24 protein-coding genes are annotated in these 24,673 nt (G+C 40.8%); 18 read left to right on the top strand and 6 right to left on the bottom strand.

The genetic code is table 11. From position 1 onward, the window contains the following. Positions 1–19: 19 nt before the first annotated feature. The gene (locus IEW93_RS09560) at positions 20–730 is read right to left on the bottom strand and encodes a DUF3334 family protein (protein WP_188739111.1); all 711 of its coding nucleotides are present in this window, start codon (positions 728–730) and stop codon (positions 20–22) included. 273 nt (positions 731–1,003) lie between these two features. Between IEW93_RS09560 and IEW93_RS09565 the strand changes: the two genes are divergently transcribed. The 11 genes from IEW93_RS09565 (at position 1,004) to IEW93_RS09615 (ending at position 10,932) form a co-directional block, all read left to right on the top strand. Then, the gene (locus tag IEW93_RS09565; RefSeq protein ID WP_188739112.1) at positions 1,004–2,608 is read left to right on the top strand and encodes a methyl-accepting chemotaxis protein; all 1,605 of its coding nucleotides are present in this window, start codon (positions 1,004–1,006) and stop codon (positions 2,606–2,608) included. A 396-nt stretch (positions 2,609–3,004) separates the two neighbouring features. Continuing rightward, the gene (locus IEW93_RS09570; RefSeq protein ID WP_188739113.1) at positions 3,005–3,262 is read left to right on the top strand and encodes an HPr family phosphocarrier protein; all 258 of its coding nucleotides are present in this window, start codon (positions 3,005–3,007) and stop codon (positions 3,260–3,262) included. An 11-nt stretch (positions 3,263–3,273) separates the two neighbouring features. Next, positions 3,274–4,980: a phosphoenolpyruvate--protein phosphotransferase gene (gene ptsP, locus IEW93_RS09575; RefSeq protein ID WP_188739114.1), complete on the top strand. Its 1,707-nt coding sequence runs from the start codon at positions 3,274–3,276 to the stop codon at positions 4,978–4,980. A 79-nt stretch (positions 4,981–5,059) separates the two neighbouring features. Further along, positions 5,060–5,569 (top strand): PTS glucose transporter subunit IIA, encoded by a 510-nt coding sequence (crr, locus tag IEW93_RS09580; RefSeq protein ID WP_188739115.1) that lies wholly within the window; start codon positions 5,060–5,062, stop codon positions 5,567–5,569. 243 nt (positions 5,570–5,812) lie between these two features. Further along, a complete protein-coding gene (locus IEW93_RS09585; RefSeq protein ID WP_188739116.1) occupies positions 5,813–6,154 on the top strand; it encodes an ArsC family reductase in 342 nt (113 codons plus the stop codon). Beyond that, positions 6,154–7,284 carry a succinyl-diaminopimelate desuccinylase gene (dapE, locus tag IEW93_RS09590; RefSeq protein WP_188739117.1) on the top strand — a complete coding sequence of 377 codons (1,131 nt, stop codon included), beginning with the start codon at positions 6,154–6,156 and terminating at the stop codon, positions 7,282–7,284. Before IEW93_RS09585 ends, dapE begins: the two co-directional genes overlap by 1 nt. After that, entirely contained in the window at positions 7,275–8,000 is a 726-nt protein-coding gene (locus IEW93_RS09595; RefSeq protein WP_188739118.1) for a M15 family metallopeptidase, read from the top strand. Before dapE ends, IEW93_RS09595 begins: the two co-directional genes overlap by 10 nt. A 17-nt stretch (positions 8,001–8,017) precedes the next feature. Beyond that, positions 8,018–8,866 (top strand): alpha/beta fold hydrolase, encoded by an 849-nt coding sequence (locus IEW93_RS09600; protein ID WP_188739119.1) that lies wholly within the window; start codon positions 8,018–8,020, stop codon positions 8,864–8,866. A gap of 109 nt (positions 8,867–8,975) precedes the next feature. Then, positions 8,976–9,590, top strand: a complete 615-nt coding sequence (can, locus tag IEW93_RS09605; RefSeq protein ID WP_188739120.1) for a carbonate dehydratase — start codon at positions 8,976–8,978, stop codon at positions 9,588–9,590. A 298-nt stretch (positions 9,591–9,888) separates the two neighbouring features. Beyond that, positions 9,889–10,626, top strand: coding sequence for a 3-deoxy-manno-octulosonate cytidylyltransferase (kdsB, locus tag IEW93_RS09610; RefSeq protein ID WP_188739121.1), 738 nt, complete (start codon positions 9,889–9,891; stop codon positions 10,624–10,626). Positions 10,627–10,689: 63 nt separating this feature from the next. Next, the gene (locus IEW93_RS09615; RefSeq protein ID WP_188739122.1) at positions 10,690–10,932 is read left to right on the top strand and encodes a DUF2897 family protein; all 243 of its coding nucleotides are present in this window, start codon (positions 10,690–10,692) and stop codon (positions 10,930–10,932) included. A gap of 219 nt (positions 10,933–11,151) precedes the next feature. On the opposite strand, the gene IEW93_RS09620 is transcribed toward IEW93_RS09615, so the two are convergent. Both IEW93_RS09620 and IEW93_RS09625 read right to left on the bottom strand, forming a co-directional pair. Then, the gene (locus IEW93_RS09620; RefSeq protein ID WP_188739123.1) at positions 11,152–12,231 is read right to left on the bottom strand and encodes an AI-2E family transporter; all 1,080 of its coding nucleotides are present in this window, start codon (positions 12,229–12,231) and stop codon (positions 11,152–11,154) included. A gap of 28 nt (positions 12,232–12,259) precedes the next feature. Continuing rightward, the gene (locus IEW93_RS09625; protein ID WP_188739124.1) at positions 12,260–12,481 is read right to left on the bottom strand and encodes a sulfurtransferase TusA family protein; all 222 of its coding nucleotides are present in this window, start codon (positions 12,479–12,481) and stop codon (positions 12,260–12,262) included. A gap of 127 nt (positions 12,482–12,608) precedes the next feature. Here IEW93_RS09625 and bepA point away from each other — a divergent pair, with 127 nt between their 5' ends. The 4 genes from bepA to IEW93_RS09645 all read left to right on the top strand — a co-directional run bounded on the left by bepA (position 12,609) and on the right by IEW93_RS09645 (position 17,006). Further along, positions 12,609–14,078: a beta-barrel assembly-enhancing protease gene (gene bepA / locus IEW93_RS09630; protein WP_188739125.1), complete on the top strand. Its 1,470-nt coding sequence runs from the start codon at positions 12,609–12,611 to the stop codon at positions 14,076–14,078. Positions 14,079–14,162: 84 nt separating this feature from the next. Next, positions 14,163–14,519 carry an arsenate reductase (glutaredoxin) gene (arsC, locus tag IEW93_RS09635; protein WP_188739126.1) on the top strand — a complete coding sequence of 119 codons (357 nt, stop codon included), beginning with the start codon at positions 14,163–14,165 and terminating at the stop codon, positions 14,517–14,519. Between the two features lie 11 nt (positions 14,520–14,530). Beyond that, positions 14,531–14,908 (top strand): DUF2069 domain-containing protein, encoded by a 378-nt coding sequence (locus IEW93_RS09640; RefSeq protein ID WP_188739127.1) that lies wholly within the window; start codon positions 14,531–14,533, stop codon positions 14,906–14,908. A gap of 151 nt (positions 14,909–15,059) precedes the next feature. Next, entirely contained in the window at positions 15,060–17,006 is a 1,947-nt protein-coding gene (locus tag IEW93_RS09645) for a PKD domain-containing protein (RefSeq protein WP_188739128.1), read from the top strand. Between the two features lie 463 nt (positions 17,007–17,469). Here the strand turns inward: IEW93_RS09645 and hda are convergent, their stop codons facing one another. Beyond that, positions 17,470–18,180 (bottom strand): DnaA inactivator Hda, encoded by a 711-nt coding sequence (hda, locus tag IEW93_RS09650; protein WP_188739129.1) that lies wholly within the window; start codon positions 18,178–18,180, stop codon positions 17,470–17,472. 85 nt (positions 18,181–18,265) lie between these two features. Further along, on the bottom strand, positions 18,266–19,363 hold the full coding sequence (locus tag IEW93_RS09655) for a DUF2066 domain-containing protein (protein WP_188739130.1): 1,098 nt from the start codon (positions 19,361–19,363) through the stop codon (positions 18,266–18,268). A 220-nt stretch (positions 19,364–19,583) separates the two neighbouring features. Between IEW93_RS09655 and IEW93_RS09660 the strand changes: the two genes are divergently transcribed. Then, positions 19,584–20,810 carry a uracil-xanthine permease family protein gene (locus tag IEW93_RS09660; RefSeq protein ID WP_188739131.1) on the top strand — a complete coding sequence of 409 codons (1,227 nt, stop codon included), beginning with the start codon at positions 19,584–19,586 and terminating at the stop codon, positions 20,808–20,810. 261 nt (positions 20,811–21,071) lie between these two features. Here the strand turns inward: IEW93_RS09660 and IEW93_RS09665 are convergent, their stop codons facing one another. Further along, a complete protein-coding gene (locus tag IEW93_RS09665) occupies positions 21,072–21,413 on the bottom strand; it encodes a Grx4 family monothiol glutaredoxin (protein WP_188739132.1) in 342 nt (113 codons plus the stop codon). Between the two features lie 421 nt (positions 21,414–21,834). Here IEW93_RS09665 and sodB point away from each other — a divergent pair, with 421 nt between their 5' ends. Together sodB and IEW93_RS09675 are read left to right on the top strand one after the other, a co-directional pair. Next, positions 21,835–22,419 carry a superoxide dismutase [Fe] gene (gene sodB / locus IEW93_RS09670; protein WP_188739133.1) on the top strand — a complete coding sequence of 195 codons (585 nt, stop codon included), beginning with the start codon at positions 21,835–21,837 and terminating at the stop codon, positions 22,417–22,419. Between the two features lie 297 nt (positions 22,420–22,716). Beyond that, complete coding sequence (locus tag IEW93_RS09675; RefSeq protein ID WP_188739134.1) at positions 22,717–24,651, top strand: PrkA family serine protein kinase; 1,935 nt, start codon at positions 22,717–22,719, stop codon at positions 24,649–24,651. Positions 24,652–24,673: the final 22 nt, after the last annotated feature.

Below are 24,673 nucleotides of genomic sequence, written 5' to 3' on the forward strand. Positions count from 1 at the left end.
TGTCGTTAACCTTTACTTACTATAAACCAAGCTCACTCAGTAAATCATCGGCATCATCAACCACAATCCCTTTTACATTTGGATCATTTAACACGTCTTTAGTTTGAGGAGATTTTTTATGGGTGATTTTACCATGAGCTTCAAGTAGTGCATCAGCATCAAATTCTTCATCCATCTCAAAATCTGCAGAACGAATAAACTCGGTTTGATCCATGGCAAACTCAAGATAAAAAATATGATTATTTTCAGTCTTAAACGAGACTCGTCTTGCAACGGCATTATCCAGATTGGTATCAACAGAAATCGTTAACTCTTTATTAATGGTTAACATTTTAGGCTGACTTTGGCTGATCGATGTTTGTAATTCTTTGGATATTTTGCCGATAAAATCACCCAATATTTGGTTCATCAATTCGCCCATCACGTTACTTACATCATCTGATGTGTGTGAAAAAGCCAATTCAGATTCTGGCATGCCCATATTGATCATATAGCGACGATAAATCTCAATGGCAGCATCGGCCGAAAAGTTAATCACGACTAAACCTGAAAAGCCGCCATCAAAGATTGAAAAACAGCCTAAATCGGGCTTCAAGCGGGTGCGTGAAATACTTTGTACCATACCAGCATGGCTAACCTGGCTTGCACTGGTACTCGACAAAACATGAGAAACCGAATGGCATAGCTTTAAAAGAATATCGTCATTATTAACAGTGTAACTAGAATTCATCGCGTTAATACCTTTTTGTTATTTAAGCTAATCTTGCGGGTAAAACATAAAAAAATCAAAATTAAAACAAACGATTAGACTATTTAATAGCCAAACACAGTAAAAGTTTGATTAACCGCATGATATACCTCTATTTTATATTCCGATTTACAGATAACTCAGAAATGTCAATAACTGCTGTTTGCTCACAAAAAATGGCAAAAACTGTTAATTTTTTCCTAAATGCCATTATAATTCAAACATTCAAAATGGATGTGAACCTCTGGACTATAAATGATTGATTTATTGAGACGTTTAACGATTTTAAAACGATTATTCATTATGTTGTTATTGGCTGCTATTGGCACGGTTGTGTTTGGCAGTTTTTCTGTTAAAGAACAATACAATCATTTGGTCGAAGAAAAACAAAAACAGCTGAGTGCTCAAGTCTCATTATTGAGCAACACCCTCAGCGCACTACAGCAACAGCAGCCGTTATCTGAAAATCACTTATTGTCTCTAATTAATCAGATAAATTGGCATGATAATGTAGGCTTACTTGTCGTTGACCAGCAACAGCAAATCGTCATTGACAGTCAATTTAATGCCCAAGGTAAATCATTTAACATGATTGTAAGCGGCAATAATCAAACCATAATTAAACAATTATTCATCGATGCACAACACACAGTCGCACAAACACAGTTAACCTTTAACGAGTCAAACAACTCACTGTCAGTTTTAGTTGCGGCAGTTTATTTACCTAGTCATCAGTGGACACTGATCACTCATGCCAATGTAAACGATATTCAACAAAGCATGAGCAGTATCGTTGTTGATTATTTGATCATCATGATGATTATTTCTGTGCCGATATTCACCTTCTTTTTATTGCTCAATCATTCTATTACCCAACCATTAAAAGCTGCAATCAATGCCATGGATAACATAGCCAAAGGCGAAGGTGATTTAACTCAGCGATTATCAACCCAAGGTAACGATGAAGTGGCACAAATGGCCCATGGTTTTAACCAATTTGTTATTAAAATTGCTCACATGGTCGCCCATTTACAACCTCTAGGGCACAGCTTACAAGATGAAGCAGACCATTTACTCAGTACGGTTACGCAATCTAATCAAAGTGCAAATCAAGTCAATAATGAAACCCAAAGCGTTGCCACAGCCATAAACCAAATGCTATCTACCAGCCAAGAGATGGCCCGCAACACGCAAGATGCGGCTCAAGGCGCTAGCAATGTCAAAGAGCAAGCCCAACAGAACCAACAGTTGATGCAACAAACCGTTGAGCATACACAAAGCCTAGTCAGTGAATTAAAACAATCTGAACAAGTGTCGTTAAGTTTAAGCCAATCCTCTGCTGAAATTGGCAGTATTTTGGATGTAATCGGTAGTATTGCAGATCAAACAAACTTGTTAGCTCTAAATGCTGCAATTGAAGCTGCACGCGCAGGGGAACACGGCCGAGGTTTTGCTGTTGTAGCAGACGAAGTGCGCGCGCTCGCCAATCGCACTCAATCATCGACCAATGAAATCAATAAAATTGTGAGCCAAATACAACAAGGCATCAGATCGGTAATTAATAGCAATACACACACCCAACAACAATCGTCACAACTGCAAGTCAAAGCAATTCAGTCTAGTGAGGCGATCGCTGAGATTTTAACTCATATCGATAATATCAGTAATATGACCGCACAATTAGCCAGCGCAACTGAAGAGCAAGCATTGGTCACAGAAGACATTAACCGAAATATCACCACCATTTCAGAGCTAACAGAGTTATCGCTTCGCGCTAACGAAACTCATGCTCTGGCAGCTCAGTCATTGCAAACGGTCAGTCAAGACATGAGCCAAACCTTAAGCCAATTCAAAATTTAACTTCTTCTTATATCAATCAGGATAAATAACTGATCAGAGATTGCGTAGTTAGAATAGGGCAAAAATTGCGAGAGCGAGCTGTTTTACTTTCAACATGTATAACGAAGTGATAAGCGATGTTAACCAGTAACAATGATCACATTCTTGCGCTGATTGGTGTTAAACATGCCAGCCATCTTTGATACTGGCATGGGTTCACTTCGTGATAACCTAGATTGCGGTTTGCATCACTTTTAGCTCTGTATACTTTAGGGTATATTAGGCGCTTCAGATTGAATACCTGAGTATTTCAACCTTGCTTATTACTGTGTATCGATGAGTTGACCACATTATAACCACCTGAAATATAGCGTTAAATGAGTATTTAGTTGTCATTCATTAATGAGTATTTTCTCTATGTATCAAAAAACTGTTACGATTGTTGCTCCACATGGTATTCATACTCGTCCTGCCGCATTATTAGTAAAAGAAGCAAAAGCATTTACATGCGACATTATGGTAGAGTGCAATGGCAAACAAGCCAGTGCGAAAAGTTTATTTAAGTTACAGACACTCGGTTTATACCAAGGTGTCTCTGTGACAGTATTTGCAACGGGAGAGCAAGCGCAAGCAGCAGTCGATAAAATTGCTTCTTTGTTAATAACACTCAGTTAACAGGATTGTATATGTCATTCAACGGAATTGTTGTTTCTGCAGGCATTGCATTTGGTAAAGCGTTAACCATTACCACACACATGCCGCCGCTGGATTTTAAATTGCTTTCTTCTGCGCAAATAAAACAACAGCAACAACAATTGACCCATGCGATTGAATTACTGATCAAGCATTTGCAGCATTGCCAACATCATTTATGTCCAGAGTGTGAAAACTTTCAGCTCATCGATGCAGACATTATGTTGCTTGAAGATGAAGAGCTTCAACAACAATTACATCAACATATTGCACAATTTAACGTCAGTGCAGCAGTCGCAATTGATCGCATATTCAATCAGCAAGCTGCCGAGTTAGCCGCTTTAGATGACCCATATCTGGCCAATCGCAGTGGTGATATTCTGTGTTTAGCAAAACGCTTAATCAGCGCAATTCATGGCCATTTAAAATGGGATTTATCCACGCTAACTGAAGACACCATTTTATTAGCCGATGACTTAACCCCGGCAGAATTTGCCATTTTACCGTTAAAACACATCACAGGTATCGTATTGGAATCTGGTGGACTTACTAGTCACACTGCTATTTTAGCTCGCGCAGCGGGTATCCCTGCATTACTTAACTATCCATTTTCCAAGCTTTCGGTAAAAATTAAAGATGGCGAGCAATTGGTCCTAGATGGGATGACGGGTGATTTGCATATTGCACCATCGGCAACAATATTGGCCCAGCTGAAACAACAGCAAACGCAAGAGTTGCAACGCCGCCAGGCGCTCACCGCATACAAAGATTTACCCAGTTCAACCCAAGATGGTCATAGCATCACCTTATTGGCAAACGTCGGAAATTTAAGTGAAATTTCACATGTTACTGATGTAGGAGCTAAGGGCATTGGTTTATTTAGAACCGAGTTTTTACTTATGAATGCCAAAGCGTTGCCAGATGAGCAGCAGCAGTACAAATTATATTGTGATGCATTACAAAGCTTAAATGGCGAGGTACTGTCAATTAGAACCTTTGACATTGGTGCCGATAAAGAAATCCCCTATCTTGAGCAATCACATGAAGATAATCCAGCACTTGGGATCCGCGGCATACGTTACAGCTTAAGCCACCCCGATACTTTTATCACCCAAGTAAAGGCCGTACTTCGCGCTGCTAATCACGGCCCAATCAGATTAATGTTCCCCATGGTGAACCAAATCGAAGAACTAGAACACGCCATGGTATTCATTGAGCAAGCAAAAGCTCAGTTAATCGAGCAAGAAAAAGGCTTTGGTGAAGTAAGCTTGGGGATTGTGGTTGAAACGCCAGCAGCAGTATTTAATCTCCCCAGTATGTTACCCTTGCTTGATTTTGTCAGTATTGGCACCAATGATTTGACCCAATATACCCTTGCAGCAGATAGAACCAATCCCAATTTAGCTAAACAATTTCCGGTATTATCACCTGCCGTTATTCAATTAATGTCCATGACCATTAGCCACTGCAAGCAAGCGGGCGTTAAAGTATCCTTATGTGGCGAGCTTGGAAGCGATCCGCGGGCATTAGGACTATTAGTTGGCCTTGGCTTAGATGAAATCAGTATCAATCCAAGCAATTTATTAGACGTGAAAGCCGCGCTGGTTAAGGGGCGTTATCAAGATTTTATTATCCATGCGCAGCAGGTTGCATCATTAACGCGCATCGAAGAGATCCACGCTGCGATTCAACAGTGTTAATTACAATTAAAGCTGGTAAAGTTGACAGAGCTGTTTACAATTAAACACATAAAAATATTAATAAAAGGGGCTTTTTCTTATGGGATTTTTAAGCCGCATTAGACGACTAATTTCAGGCCAACCTCAGTTAACTGGCGGTGTCGCTATTTTAGCGCCCGTGTCAGGTGAGATTGTTGCTATTGAAAAAGTACCCGATGTCGTTTTTGCAGAAAAAATTGTTGGTGACGGTATTGCCATCGATCCAAAAGGTGAGTTTATCGTCGCGCCCATTGATGGCACTATTGGTAAGATATTTGAAACCAACCATGCCTTTAGTATTGAATCTCCACAAGGCCTTGAGTTATTTGTTCACTTTGGGGTTGGCACTGTTGAGCTAAGAGGTAATGGCTTTAAACGGCTAGCCGAAGAAGGCCAACAGGTAAAAGCAGGTCAACCCATTTTGTCGTTTGACTTAGCCTTTTTACGCGACAATGTGGAAAGTTTACTAACGCCTGTAGTACTGGCGAATATGGAAGATGTCACCAAATTAGACAAAGCACAAGGCACTGTAATAGCCGGTAAAGATGTTATTTTTACAGTACAAATGTAGCTTAGCCTAAACATTAATACCCCACATTCAGAACGTTATTGACTAGGATGCAGGCAACATATGCTTGCATCTTATGAATTCTATTCAAATCACTCCTTTACCCTTGTCCAGGCTGCAACTCAATGCCACAATGATGCAATAAGTTTACGTTGCTGCTGCCTCATGTTGTTCAAACCACAGTTAATGTAACTGCCAGATGGTATATACAATCTCCATACACAACCGCTAAAAAGGAGCGCTCCTTTGACGTTATACGGCATTAAAAATTGCGACACAGTGCGTAAAGCACGCAAATGGCTAGAAGCAGAAAAGATTGATTACACTTTTCATGATTTTCGTGAAAATGGCTTAACCGCTGACACAGTCAGTCAATGGGTTAGCATGGTTGGCTGGGAAACTCTATTTAATAAACGCAGTACCAGTTTTCGTGAATTAAGCGATAGTGATAAATCTGACCTCACGCAAGATAAGGCGATTGCATTAATGGTGCAATTCCCCACCCTCGTAAAGCGCCCTGTTTTGGTCAAACAAAACAGCATTCTTATCGGTTTTAAAGCTGAACAATATCAAGCGTGGTTTGCATAATGAATGACGTTATTGAGTTAACCAAAGATTTAATTTCACGCCCGTCGGTAACGCCACTCGATGAAGGTTGCCAAACATTAATGGCCAACCGTTTAGCTGCTATAGGCTTTGACATTGAACCCATGGTCTTTGAAGACACCACCAACATGTGGGCTAGACGCGGAAAAGACCTGCCAGTATTTTGTTTTGCCGGTCATACCGATGTCGTGCCCACCGGAGACTTAAGCCGCTGGCATACTCCGCCTTTTGAACCCACCATCATCGACGACTATATTCATGGACGTGGCGCCGCTGACATGAAAGGCTCGTTAGCTGCTATGGTAATTGCAACTGAACGTTTTATAGCAAAACACCCAGACCATAAGGGGTCTATTGCGTACTTAATTACCAGCGATGAAGAAGGCCCATTTATTAATGGCACCACTCGCGTGATCGACACCTTAGAAGCACGCAATGAAAAAATCACCTGGGCATTAGTGGGCGAACCCTCTTCAACACACAAATTAGGCGATGTGGTCAAAAATGGTCGTCGTGGCAGCTTAACTGGCAACTTAACGGTTAATGGTATTCAAGGCCATGTGGCTTACCCTCACCTTGCTGACAACCCTATCCATAAAGCCTCGCCTGCACTAGCAGAACTTGCGCAAATGCATTGGGACAATGGTAACGAGTTTTTCCCGCCGACTAGTTTTCAAATTGCCAATATCAACGGCGGTACTGGCGCATCGAATGTGATACCGGGTGATCTTAAAGTCATGTTTAACTTCCGTTACTCTACTGAAGTGACCGCCGAAGAATTGATTAGCCGAGTGGTGAACATTCTTGATGCTCACGGACTCGATTACAATATTGATTGGGTATTTAATGGCTTACCATTTTTAACCGGCGACGGCCCACTGCTCGATGCAACCCGCGACGCTATTCGTGAAGTCACCGGCTATGACACAGATCCACAAACCTCTGGCGGAACCTCAGACGGTCGTTTTATCGCGCCTACTGGTGCGCAAGTGATTGAATTAGGTCCTGTTAATGCCACCATTCATAAAGTTAATGAATGCGTTAAAGTGTCTGATCTTGAAGTATTAGCCAATTGTTATGAGCGCATTTTGGAAAAACTATTGTGCAATTAACCGCGCCACTCTTGGTCGATATTCCCCAACAGCAATACAAATTGTACGGCTTAGATGCCCAACATTTAGTCGCTGTTGGTGAGTTTTTACTTGAAAAACACACCGCAGCGGCATTTTGCAACATGCAAACTAAAGCAGCAAAATATGGATTAGATTTAAAATTATGCTCTGCTTTTCGCCCCTTTGAGCGACAAGTGCATATTTGGAATGCTAAAGCATCGGGTAAACGACCGTTATTAGATGCCTCATCAAAACCGATTGATTATCAATCACTCACAGATCCACAATTAATCGACGCCATTTTGATTTGGTCAGCCCTTCCTGGTGCCTCTAGGCACCATTGGGGGACAGACATCGATGTATTTGACGCTAATCAAATCAGTAAAACCGCATTGCAATTGATCAGCTCAGAATATCAAGCAAACGGCCCTTGTTTTGCACTGTATCAATGGCTGGTTAAACACGCAGAGGAATTTGGTTTTTATTTTCCTTATCAAGCACAAAAAAGCGGTGTTAGCCCTGAGCCTTGGCATTTAAGTTTCTTTCCTGTTGCCCAAGATTATTTGCGTCAATTTAAGGCTGATGAGTTAGCAAAAGTGTTGTCTCACGCCGAAATATCATTACAATCGCAGCTCGTAGAGCGATTAACAGAGTTAGTTGACCACTATGTATTTTATGTCGCTCCCTCTCCGGCAGAAAGCCAATATGACACCTAAATAAAGAGTTAATCCTTATGCCAACCTTGTCACCTAGTATTATCATCGACGGACAACCACTGCACTATATCGATCAAGGCAAGGGTCCTGTAGTGGTATTTTGTCACGGTCTATTAGCAAACGCTCAAATGTGGCAGGCACAACTGGATGCTTTATCGGCACAGTATCGTTGTATCGCACTAGACTTTTGGGGCCATGGACAAACTAAAAACATACCGACAAACTGTGAAAACCTACAGGATGTGGCGGCTCACGTTCTCAGTTTACTTGATGCACTTAATATTAAAAATGTTGCACTTGTTGGTCATGGCAGTGGCGGAGCCATTGCAGCAGAAATGGCCTTAATTGCCCCTGCCCGAATAAAGGCATTGGTCATGTTAAATAGTTTTGTGGGGTTCGAACCACAAGTTAACTGTGTTAAGTATCAAGGCTTTATGGCACAAGTCGCGAATAATCAAGCCATTCCTGCCGAATTAGCCACAAGCATTACTGAGTTGTTTTTTAGTAAACACGCCAACGAGCTTAGCCAGCATAATACTGATTTAGCACTTGCCATCACACAGTTTAACCAGCAACTTAGCCAAATAAGTAGCGAGCAAATTGCACCTTTACTTAAGTTTGCCAATATGGCTATTTTTAAACGCGATACCCTAGAGTCTGTAGAAGCATTAACCTTACCCACATTGATAGCCGTTGGGCTTGACGGTTACCTTCGCACGGCATTAGAAAGCTACTTAATGCACGACAGTATTGATGGCAGCCAATTGTTACACATCGACAATGCAGGGCATTTAGCTAATATTGAAAAAGCCACGAATTTCAACCAGCATGTGATTGAATTTTTGAATAAAGTGAATTTTAATTAATCAGCCAAATGGATAGACCAGATCAATAAACATTGCTGATATACTCGTAACTTAATGACATATTGTTGGTTAATATCTACCAACATAATACTGAATAATCCGAGCACCAATGAAACTTCTTAAACCATTATTTGATAATAATCGCCGTTGGGCTGAGCGGATCAACAAAGAAGATCCTACGTTCTTTCAACAACTCGCTAAACAACAAAATCCAGAGTATCTATGGATTGGTTGTTCTGACAGTAGAGTACCTTCAAACCAAATTATTGACCTTTTACCCGGCGAAGTATTTGTACACCGAAATATTGCCAACATGGTCATCCACACCGATTTAAACTGCTTATCTGTACTGCAATACGCAGTTGATGTGTTAAAAGTTAAGCACATTATGGTTGTTGGTCATTATGGCTGCGGTGGCGTAAGAGCCGCTATGGGTAACGATCGTTTAGGGTTAATCGATAACTGGCTTGGCCACTTACGTGATGTACACCGAATCCATCAAGCCGATTTAGAACCCTTGACTGAACAACAACGTTTTGACCGTTTATGTGAACTCAATGTGATGGAACAAGTGTCAAATGTGGTTTCTACCACCATAGTGCAAGAAGCATGGGCACGTGGCCAGGATGTGGCTGTTCACGGTTGGATTTACGGCATAAACAATGGTTTATTAACCGATTTAGACGTCACAATCGATCGCGTTCATGGCCGCAATATCCCGTAAATAACTTATCAAGATTAAATTCTAATGGCCTGCTATATTCACTTAGCAGGCCTTTTTTATGCGCCAGCTAAGCAATAATATTAATTGTACTAATACCATACTTTTTAAAATCGTCAGTTTTTTAAACAAGCAAAGCGTGATAAACAGATGATTGAGTAAAATATGCAGATTAAAATATTACCTCGTATATAATAAAGCTCATCAGCTAACCCAAGTTGCGGTTAACTCACAACAAATTTAGTTATTGAGGTGCCTTTATCCTCAATAGATATTGTCTACAACCAGTAAGGCTAATTTAATGAACGTGACTCTCATCATTCCAGCACGATATGGCTCCAGCCGTTTTCCTGGCAAACCCCTCGCCCTCATTGCCGGTAAGCCGATGATCCAACGCGTGTACGAACGTGCAGCACTGGCAAAAGGTATCGACAATATTTACGTTGCAACCGATGATGACAGAATAAAAAATACGGTAGAAGGTTTTGGTGGTAAAGCGGTCATGACCGATCCTGATGCAGCATCTGGTACAGATCGTATCAACGATGCCATTGAGCGTTTAGGCTTAGGAGACGATGATTTAGTCATTAACCTTCAAGGTGATCAACCCTTAATCGACCCTAGCTCTATTGAGCAAATGGTAAATTTGTTTCAGCAACAGCCTGGTGAATTTGAAATGGCCACATTGGGCTTTCAAATTACCGAAGAGAAAGAATTAGACGACCCAATGCACGTTAAAGTGGTGTTTGATAACAATTACAACGCCCTGTATTTTTCACGTGCCCGCATCCCTTTTGGTCGCGACATTAAAGACTATCCCGTTTTCAAACATATTGGGGTTTATGCTTACACCAAACGTTTTATTAATGCCTTTGCTAAACTGCCTTTAGGTAGATTAGAAGACATCGAGAAACTTGAGCAATTACGTGCATTAGAAAACGGCTATAAAATCAAAGTGGTGATCAGTCAATACAACGCACCAGAAGTTGACGTACCAAGTGACATTGAGAAATGTGAACGCATATTAGCGACAAATTAACGCTAATCAAGTCATCACAAATGGAAATCAGGTGGCGTTAAGTCACCACATAGGGAGTCACACATGAGTTTAGAAGGCTATGAAGTTTGGCTAATTATCATATTGGTGCTCGGTGTCATCGCCAGTAACCTTGCCGTACTTAAGTACTCGGCTAAATTTAAAATGCCGCAATTTGGCGACCCTAAAGACAACAAAGCCAAGCCGCAAACAAACGATTCAGAGGAGTTAGCTTCAAGCAAGCACGCCGCTGATACAAAAGCAGATAACGACAAAAAGCCTGATGTTTATACCAATCAAGATAAATAAGTGATCAGAGATTGCGTAGAAAAATCGCTTAGAATAAAGCTGAAATTGCAGCTAGCGAGTTGTTCTAACTTCAAAATGTATAACGACGTTATCAGTGGTTTTAACCAGTAAGAATGATCACATTCTTGTGTTAATTGGTATTAACCCTTAAACGGAAAATAAAAACGCTAGCCTTTATTTGGCTAGCGTTTTTTTATCTAATAGGCATGATCATAGACGCTATTCGTTATCAAGTGCCACTTTAGGTGACGACGCATTAGGCCATGCGTTTATTACAGCTTTAACTAAAGAGGCTAAAGGTATCGCAAAAAAGACTCCCCACACGCCCCACAACCCACCAAACACTAACACCGCTGCGATAATCACCACAGGATGCAAATCAACAGCATCAGAAAACAGTAACGGCACTAACACGTTACCATCTAACGCCTGAATAATGCCGTACCCTAGCATTAAATAACCAAATTCAGCACTAAATCCCCACTGGAAAAAAGCCACAAGTGCAATGGGTAACGTTACTAGCGTGGCACCAACATAAGGAATTAATACTGATAACCCCGTTAACACTCCAAGTAATGCAGAATAACGTAATCCCATTACCGCAAAAAAGATATAACTTACCACGCCAACAATCACAATTTCGATGACCTTACCGCGGATGTAGTTGAAGATTTGTTGATCCATTTCAAACCAAACCGTGCGAGCAAGATCTCGATTAGCCGGGAAAAAACGTTTACTGCCAGACAGTAATTGGTCTTTATCTTTCAAAAAGAAAAACACCAACAAAGGCACTAAAATAGCGTATACCATCAACACTAATAACGACGCAGAATAGCCTAAAAGTTGTTTACCTAAGTCCAACAAATGCTGAGTGTCTAGCATCTTATTGACTTCTTCCATCATAGAATCTAGCTGCGATGCACTCACAAATTGTGGGTAATCGGCACTAAATTCTCTAACGATTAACATGCCTTTATCTATCATGGTTGGCAGATCAGTGACCAGTGACACACCTTGACGCCATATACTTGGCACCAAACCCAGCAACAATATCAACATCAACCCCAAAAAAACAACAAGCACAATTGTGGCCGCCGCCGTACGACTAATGCCTAAACGCGACATTTGCGCCACAGGCCATTCAAGTAAAAATGCTAACACCAACGCAACCAATAAAGGAGCAAGCAAACCCGCACCAAAGTACAGAGCAAGTCCAATACCGATAATAATAAACATCAAGGTAATGGCTTGGGGATCGCTAAAACGGGTTTTGTACCACTCTGTTAAAAATGCCAGCATTGAACAACCTTTATATATAAAACACTAATTAGTTTGTTTTGGTAATCAACATCGATAAACAATGCGGTTCATCGTTGACAATTTCAATACCAAAACCCATTTTTTTCATTAACAAGGGAACATCTCGACGAGAACCGTGGTCAGAGAGAAGAACATGTAACGTTTCACCCACTGCTAAATCCTTGAGTAAAAGTTTCACTTTCACTAAAGGATAAGGACAAGAATACGGTGTTAAATCAATAAAAATCATTATGAACTTGCTTTAATCATTCTAGGGCTATTATCCTAGCTTGAACAACAAACCACAAGCGATGTTGCAAAACCAACTTGTGCGTTAAGCCAAGAACTTACGACTCATTTAGCATTATAGGTTTCGCTTGCGTAAATTATCATTATCGACCTTTTCAAAAGCATTAACAGCCACTGCCATTAGCATTGTATTTGCCGGTAGTATTGCCCATAGTTTTGCCAATAACGATCTTCCCGATCTTGGCACCGCAGCTGTTAACACCTTCAGTTTAGAAAAAGAAAGTGTGTATGGTGACGCATACATGCGGGTGATCCGCTCATCTGCACCGGTATTAAATGACCCTGTGCTTTCGCAATATTTATCTGAGCTTGGTAATAAATTAGTTGCCAATGCAACTGGAGTAAAAACCCCTTTTTACTTCTTTTTACTGCGCAATGATGAAATTAACGCTTTTGCTTTTTTTGGTGGACATGTCGGTGTTCATACTGGGCTATTTTTAAATGCAGACAACGAAAGCGAATTAGCCTCAGTCCTGGCACACGAAGTCACCCACGTGACTCAACGACATTTAGCCCGCTCACTTGAGGCTCAGCAAAAAAGTTCAACAGCGACTATTGCAGGTATGTTAGGCGCGATTTTATTAACCATTGCCGCCCCACAAGCGGGGATGGCAGCATTAGCAACAACACAGGCCTTGGCAACTCAATCAAAAATAAACTATACCCGTCTACATGAAAAAGAAGCCGATAGAATAGGCATGCAAATCATGGTTGATGCGGGTTTTAATCCCAATGCTGCTGCAACATTTTTTGGCCAACTTGCAGCTCGTTACCGTTTTTCAACAACGCCACCACAAATGTTGTTAACTCACCCATTGCCTGAGTCTCGTATTACTGAAGCCCGAAACCGCGCGGCTCAATATCCAAATCGATTTGTGCCTGACAGCCTTAATTACCAACTCGCTAAAGCGCGTATTCAAGTCCGCTTTTCTAACTACAGTGACGATGGTGCATTATCGTTATTTGAACAACAACTCAATAAAAACAATTACACATTTGAAGATGCCGCTCTCTACGGTAAAGCATTAGCGTTATTCCGTTTAGAAAAGTTTGATCAAGCAGAAACTATTATCGATGCGTTACTCAAAAAAGATGATAATAATCTATTTTATCTCGACACTAAAACAGACCTGTTAGCCCAAAAGAAAGACTATGCTTCCGCCATTGCTTTACTTGAAGGGCAACGTAAGTTAAAACCAACATCGCAAGTCATTAACACCAACCTGGCCAATATTTATGTTGAAGCAGATCAACCCTTAAAAGCGATCCCGCTACTTGAAGAGCTTATCTTTTTTGACAAGAAAAACATGCTGCCATACCAAATAATGGCTGATGCATATCGTAAGCTCGATAACAAAGCGCTTGAATATTACAGTAATGCCGAAATTATGGCGTTAACAGCAAACTATCAAGGTGCGATTGACCAACTTAACTACGCTTATCGTTACTCAGAAGGCAAAACCTTGCAATTAGCCCGAATTGAAGCAAGGATCCGACAGTTTAGACAAGCTGACAGGGAAATGGACCAGTTTAAGTAGATATAACTGTATCTCTTTACGCGTAAATTTTTGATAGAATAATGGCAAACGTATTGTTTGCCATTTTTTATGACGGAATGTCCAATGACTAAAACTAAAACAACAATTTTACACAATCCTCGCTGCTCAAAAAGTCGTGAAACACTCGCATTACTAGAAGCGAACGGAGCTGACATCACTGTAGTTGAATACTTAAAGCAACCGCCTAGTGAAGCTGAAATTAATAATATTTTATCGTTACTCGGTGTGAGCGCTCGCCAAATGATGCGCACCAAAGAAGATGAATATAAAGCCCAAAATTTAGCCAACCCTGCACTCACTGAAGCACAATTGATTAGCGCAATGGTTGCTACACCAAAATTAATTGAACGTCCTATCGTATTGGCTAACAACAAAGCCGCCATTGGTCGTCCACCTGAAAATGTTTTATCTATTCTGTAACGAGCAACATAATGACCACACAAACCTTGTTCCAACTCAGCCGTATTGGTTACCTTGCATTACTCTTGCTGCTTAGCGGCTGGTTTATTCAACAGGGCTTAAATGGCACCTATTCGCTTGGTTTTAGTTTAATTTGGATTGTGCCTTTATTATTTCCCCTTAAAGGCATCATTACCGGTAACCCATATACTTATGCTTGGGCTAGCTTCATTTTGTGCGTGTATTTACTGCATGGATTAACCCTAGCTTATGTCACCAATGACGCGCTTGTCTTTGCCCTCATTGAATCAATATTGATTTGTATCTTGTTAGTTACGTTCCCTTTTTATGCCCGCAAACGCGGCCGCGAATTGGGCTTAGGATTAAAGAAAAAATCTGAACAACAGTAGAATTATGCCTGTTATATGTATGTTGCAAAAGCGCCTTTGGGCGCTTTTTTGTTTATTGCATTAAACAAACAATACGTGCTAGGTTAATACGCTAACAAGATGTTATATAAGTGTATTTTATAATTCTAAAAAATAAACATGGAGTCGTTTAATGAAAGCATCGCGTAATGTAAGCCTTTACAGTCTTATAGCCAGTGCCATATTAGTCAGTGCATGTGGAGGAGACTCTTCTGATGACAACTCAGGCGTACCATTCTCTTCAGCTTTTGAGATCTGCAGTGACGATTCAAGCACAAGCTTAATATCCACCGATTCTGAACTGGTTTTTATCGTTGAACAGGATTATGCAGCCAATAAACCTGGCAGTATTACTGCATCTATTGCCGATCAAGACAGTGCCGGTCGTACGTTTCTATGGCAACAAGTCTCAGGCCCTAGCCTTGAGTTAGCCTCAGTGAATAGCCCAGTATTAGCCTTTACACCCAATAGTAACGATAACTACAGTTTTAAAGTGACGGTAACAGGCGGTTCGAGCAATTATGAAGAGGTGGTGTCAATAACTGCTGACTCTACTGATAATATTTTACGGATTAACAATGACCATCAAATGGTGGCAAATATAGATGCTAGTTTAAGAATTCAAAATATAAATGGCCAGGTGCCCACAGAGATCAGCTGGTGCATGTACCCAAACATCGACAACGTAGGTTTTAATAGCGTCGATTTAACTGACCTTAATCGACCACTGTTTAACGCACCAGACGTAAACAGCGACAAACTTATTAGCCTAAAAGCCACAGCAACCTTTGACGGCCAAACAGTCAGTGATGATGTGCATTTACTTGTCACAAAAGAGCAAGCTATCCCATCAAAGCCATACTATAGCTACCCTCTCGCACGGGTACACCCCTACAAAGCAGATTCAGCTTATGCAGATAACCTTGTTAACTGTACTTACTCTAACCAGCAAATTGCCCCGTGTAATATCCTCAACGAGCTACCATTTATTAGCCAAGACAGTCAGCCAGACCCGATTGATACCATAATGGACAGAGTCGTGGTGTCCCACGACTGGATGGGACAGAATTTTGAAACTTTCCTTCGTGCACAAACAAACACTGACTTTGTTGAGCTATTACAATCAGTAACGGCTGTTATTATCAGTTACGATATCAGGCCAGCTTATTATTCGGGTTATATCGGAGCTATCTATATCGACCCTGAATATTTATGGCTGACGTCTGCCCAGCGTGACACCATTAACGAAACCCCAGACTTTCGCAGTAATTTTGGTGAAGACTTAAACTACTTATCTCCATACCGTTATGTTAAAGATAATGCGTATGCTGGCGAATATATCGAAAAAGGCAACCAAACGAACCGCAGCATGGATAATATGTCTTATAATTTAGCAGATCTCCTTTACCACGAACTGGCTCATGCCAATGACTATTACCCGCAAAGTATTCATGCCACGCTGCAAGGACCGAGCCTAAGAGAAGAGTTTGATCGTCGCTTTGCTTCAAATGACATGCCATCAAGCCAACTTCAACTGCGCTATCCATTACTCAGTGATGAAATGTATGGCCTTGCTAAGGTTCAATACGCAGGGGAATCTGCAAACAGTACTCAAAAAGCCTATACCCCTAGTGATGTCGCTGAATTTTTTGCTAATGATTTAGCAAATGATGATTATGCTTACTCGTCAAAACGTGAAGATGTTGCCATGTTGTTTGAAGAAATAATGATGAGCCATCGTTACGGTATTTTGCGTGATATCGCTATTACGGATAAACCCGAAGTACAAACAAGCTCAACCATTACCGTTGAATGGGGAGTGCGCGGCCGAGTTGGACAGGCTGAATTGCGCGATCGCGCCAGCTACGTTCTTGGCCAAATGCTGCCTGATATTAACACCCAACTCGTGATGGACGGTTTACCAGAGCCCGTTGCGTTAGTGAAAGGCCAAACCTGGGCGCAAAATTTAGTTTTAACAGCAGATCAATCTACATCGCCACAAAAAGTCGCTAGCCAAACTGAAATCACTGTCATTGATAATCAGCCTTTACAGTTTAGTGGCGACCAACATGCGCATTAGTCATACCAATCAGGATAAATAAGTAATCAACCTCAACTCTGGATAATAAATGCATTTCAAACAGCTCTTTGCACTGATCACGTTGTTAAATTCACTTGCAATAGACTAGCTATTGACGCGTAAATTTGCCTAGTTATCAGCGCAAATTTCAAGTTTGAATGTATCGTATGGAGTTATTGTTAGAATCAAGGTTATTTATTCATCTCTTAACCAGAGTTGAGGTTAATCAGATATTACGTAGGAAAAATCGCTTAGAATAAAGCAGAAATTGCAGCAAGCTAGTTGTTCTAACGTCAAAATTTCTAACGACGTTATAAGCGATGTTAACCACTAAGAATGATCACATTCTTTTGCTGATTGGTATCACTACCTTAGATAAACAAAAACGCCAAATGAATTCATTTGGCGTTTTTTATTGTCATTTTTAATGAGACTGCATGCTCGCGGCATGGATAAGCGTGTTTTATAACCTAAGCATTTCTTTAATAAATGGAATGGTCAGTTTACGCTGATGCACCATCGAAGCTTTATCAAGCTTATCGAGCACATCAAATAAGGTACGTAAATCACGTGCCATACGGGTGAGTAAAAAGCGCCCTACTTCATCAGATAACTGCAAACCGCGCATTGCGGCGCGCCGTTGTAATGCGGCAAGCTTTTCATCATCGGCCATGGGTTGAAGCTGATAAATTAATCCCCATTGCATACGTGAGACGAGGTCTGGCAGAGAGAATCCTACCTCTGAGGGCGATGCATTACCACTGACAATTAAACGACAATCTTGCTGCTCTGCAATACGATTATACAGATGAAAAATAGCTTCTTCCCACACAGGATGTCCGGCAATGGCTTCAACATCATCGATACAAATAAGTTCTAGTGATTCGAGTCCTTCAAATAAAGCAGGCGAAATACTGGCGTGGATCCCAAGTGGAATATATAAGGTACGTCGCTCTAAATCATTTGCGTGGGCACACGCCGCATGCATTAAATGAGTGCGACCTGACTTTTCAGGACCATAAACATACAAAGAGGACGTCAATTTACCTTCAGCACTGGCTTGGAGCTTTTGGATAAGCTCATCATTACCCGACGCCGGATAGTAACTTTGAAAGGTTTCATCGTCAGGTAAATAAACGGGTAAAGATAATTGTCTTGGTGAGTTTTGTGTCACTCAGATAAGTCTCAACATCATAAACGAACAAACGTTATTATACATGTAAGCGCCCTATAATTACAGAGCGCCACCTTTTACTGACTTATTGCCCTAACCATTGATAGATTAACTTTGGCTGCGATACGTCTGTTTTTTGTTGATAAAATGACTCGACACTGCCCATGGTGTCTAATTTAGATAATCGACTGTCAATATCCAGCAAACGTTGCAAGTCATCCACATTGCTATATAACACAAGGTTATAGGTGGCAGTGCTGCCTTTGAACGAATGTAAACTAATCGATTTAATTGCACTCAACTGACTCAAATAGGCTTCAATATTAACCACTTGGCTCATATTACTTAAGCCAGAAAAACTCACTTCTGTGGCTGCATTACTGCCTGTTGATGCTATGGCATATTGGCTAATGTGGTAATCAGCCAAAATACTCATCATGCGTTTTACTGCTTGTTGATTATCAGCCGCTTCGCCTTGCTGATTAACTAAAGGCTGTAACACACCATTGGTTCTTGTTTTATTGAACAATTTAATTGAAAACAACACACTGTTTGCCTGATTTTGAATATTGGCAATGGCAAAGTAATCAGATTGGTAACGCGCAGAGGCAACAAATACCACATCCGTAAACCCACCACGTACGTCATTTACCGTCACGCCCATCACGTCATCTAAATCCATAATCGGTAACATAACCGGTATGCCTTTATTGGCAGACTCTTGAGTTAAATCATTACGAATGTCAGACAAAGAAGCATCAGCTAAAATAGTGGGTTCGCTATTTTCATCAATCGTTATCCACATTAAGGTCAATGGACGTTGACTGCCCCACACAGGCAATCCCGCTTCGCGTAATTTGGCAACGACTCTTTGGTGATCAAAACTGGCTTTAAGCATTAACTCACCATTTTGCTCAAAATAGCCATACTGGGTCAAAATAACCTCAGGCTCATTTATTTGCGCTTTAATCAGTGGGTTTAACACCACACTCGGACTACCGGAATTTTTTAAAAACACCGCAGCCAGCGCTTCTTTTAACGCATTGTCTTTAACATCGTTTGCACGTGAACTTACCGCAATATCGGCTTCTTCTAGCTTACTGACTTCAGCAGCTTGAACGAGTGAAATTGAGATAAACACGACTAGCGGTAACGCAATGAGATTTATTAGTTTTTTCAGCATCTGATAAAATAAACGCGAAGAATATAAGTAGCAAAATTATATCATAATAAAAAATGGATAACGAAAACTCTTTTTCAGTGCAGGCCATTTTGACCAAGTATTGTAGCGATATCAAATAACTATAATCGCTACATAGGCCTAATACAGGTTATGAAAACACTGGTTTTTGTGTGACAATTCGCGCCGTTTAATCACACGCTAATTAATGATGGAGAATAATATGAAACGCGTGTTAATTCCGCTTCAAGGCGCACAAATGTTATTTGTCGCATTTGGGGCACTGGTGCTAATGCCATTATTAACTGGCCTAGACACTAGCGTTGCCCTGTTTACCGCTGGTTTTGGTACCCTGTTGTTTCAACTCGTCACCAAACGCCAAGTCCCTATCTTTTTAGCCTCATCATTTGCCTTTATTGCACCGATTTTATATGGCGTACAAACCTGGGGAATTCCAGCCACTATGGGCGGATTAATGGCCGCTGGTGTGGTATACATGTTACTGGGGTTATCAGTCAAATTACGTGGCACAGGTTTTATTCACCGCCTTTTACCGCCTGTAGTTGTTGGCCCTGTTATTATGATAATTGGTTTGGGCTTAGCCCCTGTTGCCGTTAATATGGCGCTTGGCAAAAGTGGTGATGGCAGCCTAGTGATTGTTGAACAAAACACCGCATTAATGATATCCCTTGCCGCATTAATCACCACCGTTTTAGTTGCCGTGTTTGCTAAGGGCTTAGTTCGTTTAATGCCAATCCTTGCCGGCATTTTAGTCGGCTACGGTGCAAGTTTAGCTTTTGGTATTGTCGACTTTACTCCTGTAACACAAGCTGCATGGTTAGCTATGCCAAACTTTGTTGCACCAGAGTTTAACTGGCATGCCATATTATTCATGATCCCAGTCGCCATTGCCCCTGCAGTTGAACACATTGGTGATATTTTGGCGATTTCAAATGTGACAGGAAAAGATTACCTTAAAAAGCCAGGCCTACACCGCACGTTAACAGGTGACGGTATTGCGACCATCGCGGCATCTGCTCTAGGCGGCCCGCCAAACACAACATACAGTGAAGTGACAGGCGCGGTCACATTAACCAAAAGTTTTGACCCACGAATTATGACCTGGACAGCCATTACCGCGATTACCCTAGCTTTTGTTGGCAAGCTTGGAGCCTTAATGCAAACCATACCTGTACCGGTTATGGGTGGCATTATGTGCTTATTGTTTGGCTCTATCGCTGCGGTAGGCCTTAATACCTTGATCCGTCATCAAGTGGATTTATCAGAACCACGTAATCTAAGTATTGTGGGTGTCACGTTAGTCTTTGGGATTGGCGGCATGGCATTTGGGATTGGTTCTTTTAGTTTAACGGGTATCAGTTTGTGCGGTATTGTGGCAATTATCATGAATTTGATTTTACCTGCAACAAAACAACATCATCACGAATAGGCATAACTAACCTGAACACAGAAAAATACTAATTAGGTAAATAAGTGATCAGAGATTACACAATAAAAATCGCTTAGGATAAGACAAAAACTGCAGCGAGCTAGTTGTTATACCGTTAAAATGTCTAACGACGTTATAAGCGATGTTAACCACTTAGAATCATCACATTCTTGTGCTTATTTTCCAAAGCACATTAAAAAGCCCCAACAGCATTCGCTTTGGGGCTTTTTTATAACACTAAAATCTGTTCAAGGTTTATGACTACTCAGCAGACTCTTCTTTACGGTACTTGTCGGCTGTTGCTTTAATGATAGGTTGAAGCTCACCTTTTTGATACATTTCAGTGATGATGTCACAACCACCAATTAACTCGCCTTCTACCCATAATTGAGGGAAAGTTGGCCAGTTAGCATATTTTGGTAATTCAGCACGGATATCCGGGTGCTGTAAAATATCTACGAATGCAAATTGTTCACCACAGTTGATCATCACTTGAGCCACTTGAGATGAAAATCCACAGCTTGGTAATTTAGGCGAGCCTTTCATATACACAATGATTGGGTTTTCGCTAATTTGCTGCTTAATCTTTTCTACAGTTTCCATTTGATTTCCTAAGTACGACGACTGAACACATTGTTGCTATTGTACGACACCTAAACAAATAACAAAATGCCACGATTTGTAAGGTTAATCTAAAATAGACCAAATCGATGGTTATAACATAGATAAAAATACCCTAAACAAAATCCGCACTTAAATAATAGCCACATAAACTTACATTATCATGTCCCAATTAACCTATTGAGCCTTAAAACGCTTAAATAAAATACATTAAAGACTAAAAAATGTAGCAAAAGCGATAGTTTAAGCACCATGAGTTGTTTGCTGTACGATTTTCCCGTTTCGCTGAGGTTAATTCCCTAAACAATGATTCACATCACAAAAATAATCAGTACAATAGCAGTAGAGCAATGTTACCTGATGGGTAAACAAAAACGATAACCTGAATCCATGGAGAGATATAATGGCTTTCGAACTACCAGCATTACCTTATGCAAAGAACGCACTTGAACCGCACATTTCACAAGAAACTATCGAATACCATTACGGTAAGCACCACAATACTTACGTGGTAAAACTAAATGGTTTAGTTGAAGGAACTGAATTTGCTGGCAAAACGCTAGAAGAAGTAGTTAAAACTTCAACAGGTGGCATGTTCAATAACGCAGCTCAAGTTTGGAACCACACTTTTTACTGGAACTGTTTAGCACCAAACGCTGGCGGCGAAGCCACTGGCGATATCGCTGCTGCGATTAACGCTTCTTTCGGTTCTTTTGAAGAATTCAAAGCTAAATTTACTGATTCTGCAGTAAACAACTTTGGTAGCGCGTGGACTTGGCTTGTGAAAAAAGCTGACGGTTCTCTAGCTATCGTTAACACTAGCAATGCTGCTACTCCGTTAACTGACGAAACGGTTACTCCACTATTAACTGTAGACGTATGGGAACATGCTTATTACGTTGATTACCGTAATGCTCGTCCTGAGTATTTAGCTCACTTCTGGCAACTTGTTAACTGGGAATTTGTTAACAAAAATTTTGCTGCTTAATCTTAATTAACAGTAAAACGTAAGGAGCCTATATGGCTCCTTTTTTATGTGCGTCATTAATTAAAAATAAAACTTTCTTACTACTTTTATTTTTGCAACTATTGCAAATGCTACTGTTTGTCATTGTTTTTATTTAATTTATTTTAAAATAAAATTTAGCTAACTCGCTCCCCCTGTCCTACACTTTAGTCGTAAAGCCTAATATAACGTGAATATCGCTATCACGTTAACCTACGGTCCGATATGTACCATTTAGGCTTTTAAGGTAGACAACTGCAAGGCTTTTAGGGGGTCATCATGGGCATTTTCGAGCATTATCAACAACGTTACGAGAAAAAACTCGACGAGGAATACACCTTAGAGCAATTTCTTGATATTTGTAAGCAAGACAAAAGCGCTTATGTGTCTGCTGCTGAGCGGTTATTAATGGCTATTGGTGAAGCCAAAATGATTGACACCGCCAAAAACCCAGTGCTTAGCCGAATATTTTCCAACCGACTCATTGCCAGTTATCCTGCATTTAAAGACTTTTATGGCATGGAAGACTCTATTGAGCAAATCGTGGCATATTTAAAACATTCAGCTCAAGGCTTAGAAGAATCAAAACAGATCCTCTATTTACTTGGCCCTGTGGGTGGCGGTAAATCATCTCTGGCAGAAAAACTCAAAGCATTAATGCAGCAAGTGCCCATTTACATTCTCAGTGCTGATGGTATGCGCAGCCCAGTTAATGACCATCCGTTTTGTTTATTTGATCCTGAAGAAGACAGCGAATTATTGCAAAACGAATACAAGATACCAGCTCGGTACCTTAAAACCATCATGTCGCCTTGGGCTGTCAAACGCCTGCATCAATATGGTGGTGACATTTCTAAATTTAGAGTGGTTAAAGTCTATCCATCAGTACTAGATCAAATCGGTATCGCCAAAACCGAGCCCGGTGATGAAAATAATCAGGATATTTCTGCCCTCGTCGGTAAAGTTGATATCCGCCAACTTGAACATTTCTCACAAGATGATGCCGATGCTTACGCTTATTCAGGCGCATTGTGTCGTGCTAATCAGGGCTTAATGGAGTTTGTTGAGATGTTTAAAGCCCCCATTAAAGTACTGCACCCATTGTTAACTGCCACTCAGGAAGGTAATTACAACGGTACCGAGGGTTTATCTGCACTGCCCTACAATGGAATTATTTTGGCTCACTCCAACGAGTCAGAATGGTCGACTTTTAGAAACAACAAAAACAACGAAGCCTTTTTAGACCGAGTTTATATTGTCAAAGTGCCTTATTGTCTACGCGTTTCAGAAGAAATGGCCATTTATCAAAAGCTGCTGGCAAACTCTGAGTTATCGAGGGCTCCTTGTGCGCCTGGCACACTAGAAACGTTAGCGCAATTTAGTGTGTTGTCGCGTTTAAAAGCCCCAGACAACTCATCTATTTACTCAAAAATGCGTGTGTACAATGGTGAGAGCTTAAAAGACACCGACCCTAAAGCAAAATCTTACCAAGAGTATCGTGATTACGCCGGTGTTGATGAAGGTATGCAAGGGTTATCGACCCGTTTTGCCTTTAAGATTTTATCGCGAGTATTTAACTTTGACAGTGCCGAGATTGCCGCTAATCCAGTGCATCTTTTTTATGTACTTGAAAAACAAATTGAGCAAGAGCAATTCCCGAGTGAAACCGGCGAGAAGTACCTTGAGTTTTTAAAAGGTTATCTTATCCCTAAGTATGTTGAATTTATTGGTAAAGAAATTCAAACCGCCTATCTTGAGTCTTATTCAGAATATGGCCAAAACATTTTTGACCGGTATGTCACCTACGCAGACTTTTGGATCCAAGATCAAGAATATCGCGATCCTGAAACTGGTCAGTTATTTGACCGAGGTGCATTAAATTCCGAGTTAGAAAAAATAGAAAAACCCGCTGGGATCAGTAATCCTAAAGATTTCCGTAACGAAATTGTTAACTTCGTTTTACGTGCCAGAGCCAACAACGAAGGTAATAATCCATTGTGGACCAGTTACGAAAAACTGCGCACTGTGATTGAAAAGAAAATGTTTTCCAATACAGAGGATTTATTACCTGTTATTTCGTTCAATGCCAAAACCTCAAATGATGATCAGCGTAAACACGATGATTTCGTCAATCGGATGATGGAGAAAGGCTATACCAAGAAACAAGTCCGATTATTGTCTGAATGGTATTTACGCGTTCGAAAATCATCGTAATCAACACCCAGCCCTGGCTGAG

Origin of the sequence: Shewanella inventionis, from assembly GCF_014641855.1 — a bacterium.
GTDB classification, from domain to species: domain Bacteria; phylum Pseudomonadota; class Gammaproteobacteria; order Enterobacterales; family Shewanellaceae; genus Shewanella; species Shewanella inventionis.

Excerpts from the sequence above, each read along its gene's own strand:
- IEW93_RS09560 (WP_188739111.1), bottom strand. The coding sequence starts at position 730 with ATGAATTCTAGTTACACTGTTAATAATGACGATATTCTTTTAAAGCTA.
- IEW93_RS09565 (WP_188739112.1), top strand. The coding sequence starts at position 1,004 with ATGATTGATTTATTGAGACGTTTAACGATTTTAAAACGATTATTCATT.
- IEW93_RS09570 (WP_188739113.1), top strand. The coding sequence starts at position 3,005 with ATGTATCAAAAAACTGTTACGATTGTTGCTCCACATGGTATTCATACT.
- ptsP (WP_188739114.1), top strand. The coding sequence starts at position 3,274 with ATGTCATTCAACGGAATTGTTGTTTCTGCAGGCATTGCATTTGGTAAA.
- crr (WP_188739115.1), top strand. The coding sequence starts at position 5,060 with ATGGGATTTTTAAGCCGCATTAGACGACTAATTTCAGGCCAACCTCAG.
- dapE (WP_188739117.1), top strand. The coding sequence starts at position 6,154 with ATGAATGACGTTATTGAGTTAACCAAAGATTTAATTTCACGCCCGTCG.
- IEW93_RS09600 (WP_188739119.1), top strand. The coding sequence starts at position 8,018 with ATGCCAACCTTGTCACCTAGTATTATCATCGACGGACAACCACTGCAC.
- can (WP_188739120.1), top strand. The coding sequence starts at position 8,976 with ATGAAACTTCTTAAACCATTATTTGATAATAATCGCCGTTGGGCTGAG.
- kdsB (WP_188739121.1), top strand. The coding sequence starts at position 9,889 with ATGAACGTGACTCTCATCATTCCAGCACGATATGGCTCCAGCCGTTTT.
- IEW93_RS09615 (WP_188739122.1), top strand. The coding sequence starts at position 10,690 with ATGAGTTTAGAAGGCTATGAAGTTTGGCTAATTATCATATTGGTGCTC.
- IEW93_RS09620 (WP_188739123.1), bottom strand. The coding sequence starts at position 12,231 with ATGCTGGCATTTTTAACAGAGTGGTACAAAACCCGTTTTAGCGATCCC.
- IEW93_RS09625 (WP_188739124.1), bottom strand. The coding sequence starts at position 12,481 with ATGATTTTTATTGATTTAACACCGTATTCTTGTCCTTATCCTTTAGTG.
- arsC (WP_188739126.1), top strand. The coding sequence starts at position 14,163 with ATGACTAAAACTAAAACAACAATTTTACACAATCCTCGCTGCTCAAAA.
- IEW93_RS09640 (WP_188739127.1), top strand. The coding sequence starts at position 14,531 with ATGACCACACAAACCTTGTTCCAACTCAGCCGTATTGGTTACCTTGCA.
- IEW93_RS09645 (WP_188739128.1), top strand. The coding sequence starts at position 15,060 with ATGAAAGCATCGCGTAATGTAAGCCTTTACAGTCTTATAGCCAGTGCC.
- IEW93_RS09655 (WP_188739130.1), bottom strand. The coding sequence starts at position 19,363 with ATGCTGAAAAAACTAATAAATCTCATTGCGTTACCGCTAGTCGTGTTT.
- IEW93_RS09660 (WP_188739131.1), top strand. The coding sequence starts at position 19,584 with ATGAAACGCGTGTTAATTCCGCTTCAAGGCGCACAAATGTTATTTGTC.
- IEW93_RS09665 (WP_188739132.1), bottom strand. The coding sequence starts at position 21,413 with ATGGAAACTGTAGAAAAGATTAAGCAGCAAATTAGCGAAAACCCAATC.
- sodB (WP_188739133.1), top strand. The coding sequence starts at position 21,835 with ATGGCTTTCGAACTACCAGCATTACCTTATGCAAAGAACGCACTTGAA.
- IEW93_RS09675 (WP_188739134.1), top strand. The coding sequence starts at position 22,717 with ATGGGCATTTTCGAGCATTATCAACAACGTTACGAGAAAAAACTCGAC.